This is a genomic window from Paenibacillus sp. XP01 (assembly GCF_057364885.1).
Genome location: NZ_CP139481.1, coordinates 5,518,869 through 5,525,000, shown reverse-complemented (window position 1 = coordinate 5,525,000; position 6,132 = coordinate 5,518,869). Strand labels below are relative to the sequence as shown.

Sequence of the window (6,132 nt, the reverse complement as noted above, 5' to 3'; positions counted from 1 at the left end):
AGCGCTGGACATTATACAAGTGAGAATGCCGGTATGAGTAACGAAAAGATCAGTGAGAATCTGATCCGCCGAAAGCCTAAGGGTTCCTGAGGAAGGCTCGTCCGCTCAGGGTAAGTCGGGACCTAAGGCGAGGCCGAAAGGCGTAGTCGAAGGACAACAGGTCGAAATTCCTGTACCACCGTAAATCGTTACGAGCGATGGGGGGACGCAGTAGGGTAGTGACGCAGGCTGATGGATGCCTGTCCAAGCAGTGAGGCTGGTTAGTAGGCAAATCCGCTAACCGTAAGGCTGAGCTGTGATGGGGAGTGAAAATTACAGTAGCGAAGGTCATGATCTCACACTGCCAAGAAAAGCCTCTAGCCAGATGAAGGTGCCCGTACCGCAAACCGACACAGGTAGGCGAGAAGAGAATTCTAAGGCGCGCGGAAGAACTCTCGTTAAGGAACTCGGCAAAATGACCCCGTAACTTCGGGAGAAGGGGTGCCCCGGTAGTGTGAATAGCACGAGGGGGCCGCAGTGAAAAGGCCCAAGCGACTGTTTAGCAAAAACACAGGTCTGTGCGAAGCCGTAAGGCGAAGTATACGGGCTGACGCCTGCCCGGTGCTGGAAGGTTAAGGGGAGCGGTTAGGGAGCAATCCCGAAGCTGTGAACCGAAGCCCCAGTAAACGGCGGCCGTAACTATAACGGTCCTAAGGTAGCGAAATTCCTTGTCAGGTAAATTCTGACCCGCACGAATGGCGTAACGACTTGGGCGCTGTCTCAACGAGAGATCCGGTGAAATTTTAATACCTGTGAAGATGCAGGTTACCCGCGACAAGACGGAAAGACCCCATGGAGCTTTACTGCAGCTTGATATTGAATTTGGGTACGATCTGTACAGGATAGGTGGGAGCCTGAGAAGCATGAGCGCCAGCTTGTGTGGAGGCACCGTTGGGATACCACCCTGATCGTATCTAGGTTCTAACCTGGTGCCCTAATCGGGTACGGGGACAGTGTCAGGTGGGCAGTTTGACTGGGGCGGTCGCCTCCTAAAGAGTAACGGAGGCGCCCAAAGGTTCCCTCAGAATGGTTGGAAATCATTCGAAGAGTGCAAAGGCATAAGGGAGCTTGACTGCGAGACCTACAAGTCGAGCAGGGACGAAAGTCGGGCTTAGTGATCCGGTGGTACCGCATGGAAGGGCCATCGCTCAACGGATAAAAGCTACCCTGGGGATAACAGGCTTATCTCCCCCAAGAGTCCACATCGACGGGGAGGTTTGGCACCTCGATGTCGGCTCATCGCATCCTGGGGCTGAAGTAGGTCCCAAGGGTTGGGCTGTTCGCCCATTAAAGCGGTACGCGAGCTGGGTTCAGAACGTCGTGAGACAGTTCGGTCCCTATCTGTCGTGGGCGTAGGAAATTTGAGAGGAGCTGTCCTTAGTACGAGAGGACCGGGATGGACGTACCGCTGGTGTACCAGTTGTTCCGCCAGGAGCACCGCTGGGTAGCTATGTACGGACGGGATAAGCGCTGAAAGCATCTAAGCGTGAAGCCCCCCTCAAGATGAGATTTCCCAATTAGTAAGACCCCTTGAAGACGACGAGGTAGATAGGCTGGGGGTGGAAGTGCAGCAATGCATGGAGCTGACCAGTACTAATCGGTCGAGGGCTTATCCAAAAAAATGCAGGTTCTAAGATCGCAAGTTTCGTTTCGAATCCAGTTTTCAGAGAGCAATCTCTGAGTGAAAAACGGGTACATCACTTGATGTGCGGATCGTTTTTCAATCTAAAGCAAAATCGTTTGGTGGCGATGGCGGAGGGGTTCCACACGTTCCCATCCCGAACACGACCGTTAAGCCCTCTAGCGCCGATGGTACTTGGACCGCAGGGTCCTGGGAGAGTAGGAAGCCGCCAAGCGAACTCTTTCATCCTACATAGAAAACAATATGTTGACGTTGTACGATGAATTGCATTTGCATACACAAATGCATCATATTCCCTGATAGCTCAGTTGGTAGAGCACTCGACTGTTAATCGAGTTGTCACAGGTTCGAGTCCTGTTCGGGGAGCCATTATGGCCCGTTGGTCAAGGGGTTAAGACACCTCCCTTTCACGGAGGTAACAGGGGTTCGAATCCCCTACGGGTCATTGTAATTCCATTGCAATAAAAGGGGTGAGAACCCCAAAGGTTCGTCGGAGGATAACTTCGTTAGCTCAGACTTCGCAGTCTCGAACGAAGTGAGAGTATCCCCTACGGGTCATAGCAATATGGAGGCTTAGCTCAGCTGGGAGAGCATCTGCCTTACAAGCAGAGGGTCGGGGGTTCGATCCCCTCAGCCTCCACCATATACTTTTTAACGACGCGGGGTGGAGCAGCCCGGTAGCTCGTCGGGCTCATAACCCGAAGGCCGCAGGTTCAAATCCTGCCCCCGCAATAAGATGGAACCGTGGTGTAGTTGGCCTAACATGCCTGCCTGTCACGCAGGAGATCGCGGGTTCGAATCCCGTCGGTTCCGCCACTTGAATATTCATCAAAATTCATATGCGGACGTGGCTCAGCGGTAGAGCATCGCCTTGCCAAGGCGAGGGTCGCGGGTTCGATTCCCGTCGTCCGCTCCAAATATGCGCCCTTAGCTCAGCTGGATAGAGCGTTTGACTACGAATCAAAAGGTCGGGAGTTCGAATCTCTCAGGGCGCGCCATTTAATTAAATAAGCCGGTGTGGCGGAATGGCAGACGCGCTCGACTCAAAATCGAGTGGGGAGACCCGTGGAGGTTCGAGTCCTCTCACCGGTATTTTAACGGGATGTAGCTCAGCTTGGTAGAGCACCTGGTTTGGGACCAGGGGGTCGCATGTTCAAATCGTGTCATCCCGATCTTTCGAAAGACGGACTATCATAATAGATAGTCCGTCTTTATTGTTTTCCATGAGAGAAACTGTTTTATTTTGCATAAAGCTGAGCCCTTTCGGTCACAATATCCTTAAAACAGGGATAGAAGGGGTTCATGTGAACACATTTAAGCTCAGAAAACAATTAAAGCGACGTTGGCGTCGATGGAAACGCACAGCATGGATGGCTGTAGCTTTGATAACGATCACGGTGTTGGCGGGTAGTGGATTGTCCATCTCTTCGCATGTTCAGCGGCTGCTGACAACCCATTTCGGTGAGGCTAAGGCTGTTATGGGGCTTGCCGAACCGGAAGCACAGGTGACGGAAAAAGCGCAAATGGTGTTGAAGCAATTGGGAACGGACCCAGATCGGTTAACTCGGGTTGTCCTCGAGACACGTTATATTTGCGGGATTGAAACGGAGCAGTTGGGGCGTTTAACGAATTCGCAGCTAGAAGCATTGTTGCTTCAGCATCCTGAATGGGAGCCCGAATTGAAAAGTACTGATCTTGTTCAAGTCAGTCAACAGATTGACGATCTTTCACCGTTGTGCAAAGAGAAGGCGTATATCAGCGTCGATGCCGTAGGGAATTTAAATTTATATGAAGGACGTCCAACCAAGGAGAAAGTCATCCGGACATTTTTTCAAATGGATGTGGGTTCCCTCGAATCTTCTTTGCCGGAAGGGGTATTGGAACAATTGCAGCAAGGGATACGCGTACAGGACAAAGATGAATATAACAGTGTGATCTCCACATTTAGCGATTATGCCCTTGATCGGGAGTATGAAGCAGCACAGCCTGTGCAAAGCGGCGGGTAAAAACAAACCAACATAATAGGTGGAGTGTGCCAAGGCATCGTCGGATGCCTTTTTTGCATTGGTGAAAATGATCGAAACGCATCAAATGATGCGGCATCATCGTCTCGACAAAGTTTTTCCTGCCGCAGGATCATAAACTTTGTTATAATGAAATGAACGATACATATGTTCGCTTTATTGTAAGGGAGAGATGGTTTTGCGTTTTTTGGGGATCGACCCGGGGATAGCGATTGTCGGCTTTGGTTTTGTGGACAAAATCGGAAGCCAGGTAAAGCCTGTGCAGTACGGATGCATTCAAACCGAGGCTCATACGCCCGAAGAAGAACGGCTGCTTCATGTGTATGAGGGCATGGTGCAGTTGATTGATAAATATAAACCGGATGCGATTGCGCTGGAGAAGTTGTTTTTTAACCGAAACGTGACGACAGCCATGTCGGTCAGCCAAGCGAGAGGGGTCATGGTGCTTGCAGCAGCTCAGAAAGGGCTGCCGATCGCGGAATATACGCCAATGCAAATTAAACAGGCCATCGTGGGTTACGGCAAGGCGGAGAAACGCCAGGTGCAGGAGATGGTTCGTATGTTTTTGCGTTTGCAGGCCATTCCGAAACCGGACGACGTGGCGGATGCGCTGGCCGTAGCCGTTTGTCACGCCCACTCATACACACTAAATAACAAGTTGAATGAGGTATTGCGAAAATGATAGATTTTCTTAGAGGACAGTTTGTGCTTGTGGAGAATGAATATATTGTGTTGGATGTGCATGGAGTGGGGTATCGCGTGTTCTGCCCTAATCCCTTTGTTTTTGCCAAACAAGAAGGGGAAATCACGGTGTATATTCATCACCATGTACGTGAAGACGCAATCCTTTTGTTTGGTTTTGCATCCCGGGATGAGCAGCGTCTTTTCCGCAAATTGATTGAGGTATCCGGCATCGGGCCGCGGGTTGCATTGGGGATTCTGGCAGGGGGAACGCCTGAGCATGTCGTTACGGCGATTTATCAAGAGAACATTACGTTCCTGACCAAATTGCCGGGAATCGGCAAAAAGACGGCACAGCGCATGATTTTGGACCTGAAGGACAAATTGGACGGCTTCGGTACGGCTGCATTGGCGACAGGGTTGTTTGCCCCTCCGTCGGAGGAACAGGGCAGCGGGTCTGCGTGGGATGAAGCTCGAGAAGGCTTGAAGGCATTGGGTTACACGGACAGCGAGCTGGATAAAGTATGGCTGAAGCTCAAAAAAGACGCCACTGCGGCAGATTCGGTGGATGTGCTGATGAAGCGGGCGCTGCAGATGCTGTTTAAAGGATAGCGAGCTGATCGGTGACAGACCATTTCAGACAACCAAGTCAACCAAGCAGCCAGCAAAGAAGGTAGGGATATAACATGGAAGACCGGATTATTTCCGCCAACCTGATGATGGAGGACCAAGCTGTGGAGCTGAGCCTGCGTCCCCGGTATTTGAACGAGTATATCGGACAGAATCAGGTCAAGGAAAATTTGAAAATATACATCGAAGCCGCAAAAATGCGTAATGAAGCGTTGGACCACGTGCTGTTGTACGGTCCTCCCGGACTGGGGAAAACAACGCTGGCCAATATTATCGCGAACGAGCTCGGCGTGAATCTAAGAACAACATCGGGCCCTGCGATTGAACGTCCAGGAGACTTAGCTGCGCTTTTGACCAACTTGCAGGAAGGTGACGTCTTGTTCATTGACGAGATTCACCGCTTGCATCGTACCGTGGAAGAAGTCATGTACCCGGCCATGGAGGATTTTGCGCTGGATATTATGATCGGTAAAGGTCCGAGTGCACGTTCCGTGCGTCTCGATTTGCCTCCATTTACGCTGATCGGTGCAACGACGCGTGCAGGATTGTTGTCGGCTCCGCTCCGCGATCGTTTCGGCGTGATCAGTCGTTTGGAATTTTACACGGTGGATGAACTTGCGTTTATCGTGTCGAGGGCTTCGGAAATTCTTGGCGTCGACATCGTGGGCGATGCGGCAGAGGAGATTGCTCTTCGTTCTCGCGGTACGCCGCGGATTGCTAACCGTCTTTTGAAAAGGGTACGGGATTTCGCCCAAGTGCGGGGGGACGGCATGATTACGCAGGCTTTGGCAGAAGAGGCGTTGAAACGTTTGCAGATCGACCCGAGAGGGTTGGACGAAATCGACCATAAGATGCTCAAATCCATGATTCAAAGTTTCAAAGGAGGCCCGGTCGGGCTGGATACGATAGCTGCCACCATCGGGGAAGAGAGCCAAACGATTGAGGACGTATACGAGCCTTATTTGCTGCAGATCGGCATGCTTCAACGAACTCCGAGGGGCAGGGTGGTGACGGATTTGGCGTATCACCACCTGGGCATTCCCCTTCCGCCAAGGGACGGGAAGTAATGGTTGGATGGAGCATCTGACGCAACATCAACGATAAAAAGCAGCTCAT

The 6,132-nt window shown here is 51.5% G+C and carries 4 protein-coding genes, 9 tRNA genes and 2 rRNA genes (1 of these 15 cut by a window edge); all 15 read left to right on the top strand.

Features of this window, described 5'->3' with window-relative positions:
- Positions 1-1,656, top strand: a 23S ribosomal RNA gene (locus tag SNR34_RS24905); it begins 1,270 nt to the left of the window's first position.
- 122 nt (positions 1,657-1,778) lie between these two features.
- Positions 1,779-1,895: ribosomal RNA gene (rrf, locus tag SNR34_RS24900) — 5S ribosomal RNA — on the top strand.
- Between the two features lie 79 nt (positions 1,896-1,974).
- Positions 1,975-2,050: transfer RNA gene (locus tag SNR34_RS24895), tRNA-Asn, on the top strand.
- 4 nt (positions 2,051-2,054) lie between these two features.
- Positions 2,055-2,126 (top strand) — tRNA-Glu (locus SNR34_RS24890).
- Positions 2,127-2,248: 122 nt separating this feature from the next.
- Positions 2,249-2,324 (top strand) — tRNA-Val (locus SNR34_RS24885).
- Between the two features lie 15 nt (positions 2,325-2,339).
- Positions 2,340-2,413: transfer RNA gene (locus SNR34_RS24880), tRNA-Met, on the top strand.
- Between the two features lie 6 nt (positions 2,414-2,419).
- Positions 2,420-2,497 (top strand) — tRNA-Asp (locus SNR34_RS24875).
- Between the two features lie 25 nt (positions 2,498-2,522).
- A tRNA-Gly gene (locus tag SNR34_RS24870) sits at positions 2,523-2,597 on the top strand.
- Positions 2,598-2,602: 5 nt separating this feature from the next.
- A tRNA-Arg gene (locus SNR34_RS24865) sits at positions 2,603-2,679 on the top strand.
- A gap of 13 nt (positions 2,680-2,692) precedes the next feature.
- Positions 2,693-2,773, top strand: a tRNA-Leu gene (locus SNR34_RS24860).
- Between the two features lie 6 nt (positions 2,774-2,779).
- Positions 2,780-2,853 (top strand) — tRNA-Pro (locus SNR34_RS24855).
- A gap of 51 nt (positions 2,854-2,904) precedes the next feature.
- On the top strand, positions 2,905-3,687 hold the full coding sequence (locus SNR34_RS24850; RefSeq protein WP_486180436.1) for a BofC C-terminal domain-containing protein: 783 nt from the start codon (positions 2,905-2,907) through the stop codon (positions 3,685-3,687).
- Between the two features lie 196 nt (positions 3,688-3,883).
- Positions 3,884-4,387 carry a crossover junction endodeoxyribonuclease RuvC gene (ruvC, locus tag SNR34_RS24845; RefSeq protein ID WP_236415418.1) on the top strand — a complete coding sequence of 168 codons (504 nt, stop codon included), beginning with the start codon at positions 3,884-3,886 and terminating at the stop codon, positions 4,385-4,387.
- Positions 4,384-4,998 carry a Holliday junction branch migration protein RuvA gene (gene ruvA / locus SNR34_RS24840; protein ID WP_236415420.1) on the top strand — a complete coding sequence of 205 codons (615 nt, stop codon included), beginning with the start codon at positions 4,384-4,386 and terminating at the stop codon, positions 4,996-4,998. Before ruvC ends, ruvA begins: the two co-directional genes overlap by 4 nt.
- Before the next feature lie 74 nt (positions 4,999-5,072).
- Positions 5,073-6,083 carry a Holliday junction branch migration DNA helicase RuvB gene (ruvB, locus tag SNR34_RS24835; protein ID WP_236415422.1) on the top strand — a complete coding sequence of 337 codons (1,011 nt, stop codon included), beginning with the start codon at positions 5,073-5,075 and terminating at the stop codon, positions 6,081-6,083.
- Positions 6,084-6,132: the final 49 nt, after the last annotated feature.

Excerpts from the sequence above, each read along its gene's own strand:
- ruvA (WP_236415420.1), top strand. The coding sequence starts at position 4,384 with ATGATAGATTTTCTTAGAGGACAGTTTGTGCTTGTGGAGAATGAATAT.
- SNR34_RS24850 (WP_486180436.1), top strand. The coding sequence starts at position 2,905 with ATGAGAGAAACTGTTTTATTTTGCATAAAGCTGAGCCCTTTCGGTCAC.
- ruvB (WP_236415422.1), top strand. The coding sequence starts at position 5,073 with ATGGAAGACCGGATTATTTCCGCCAACCTGATGATGGAGGACCAAGCT.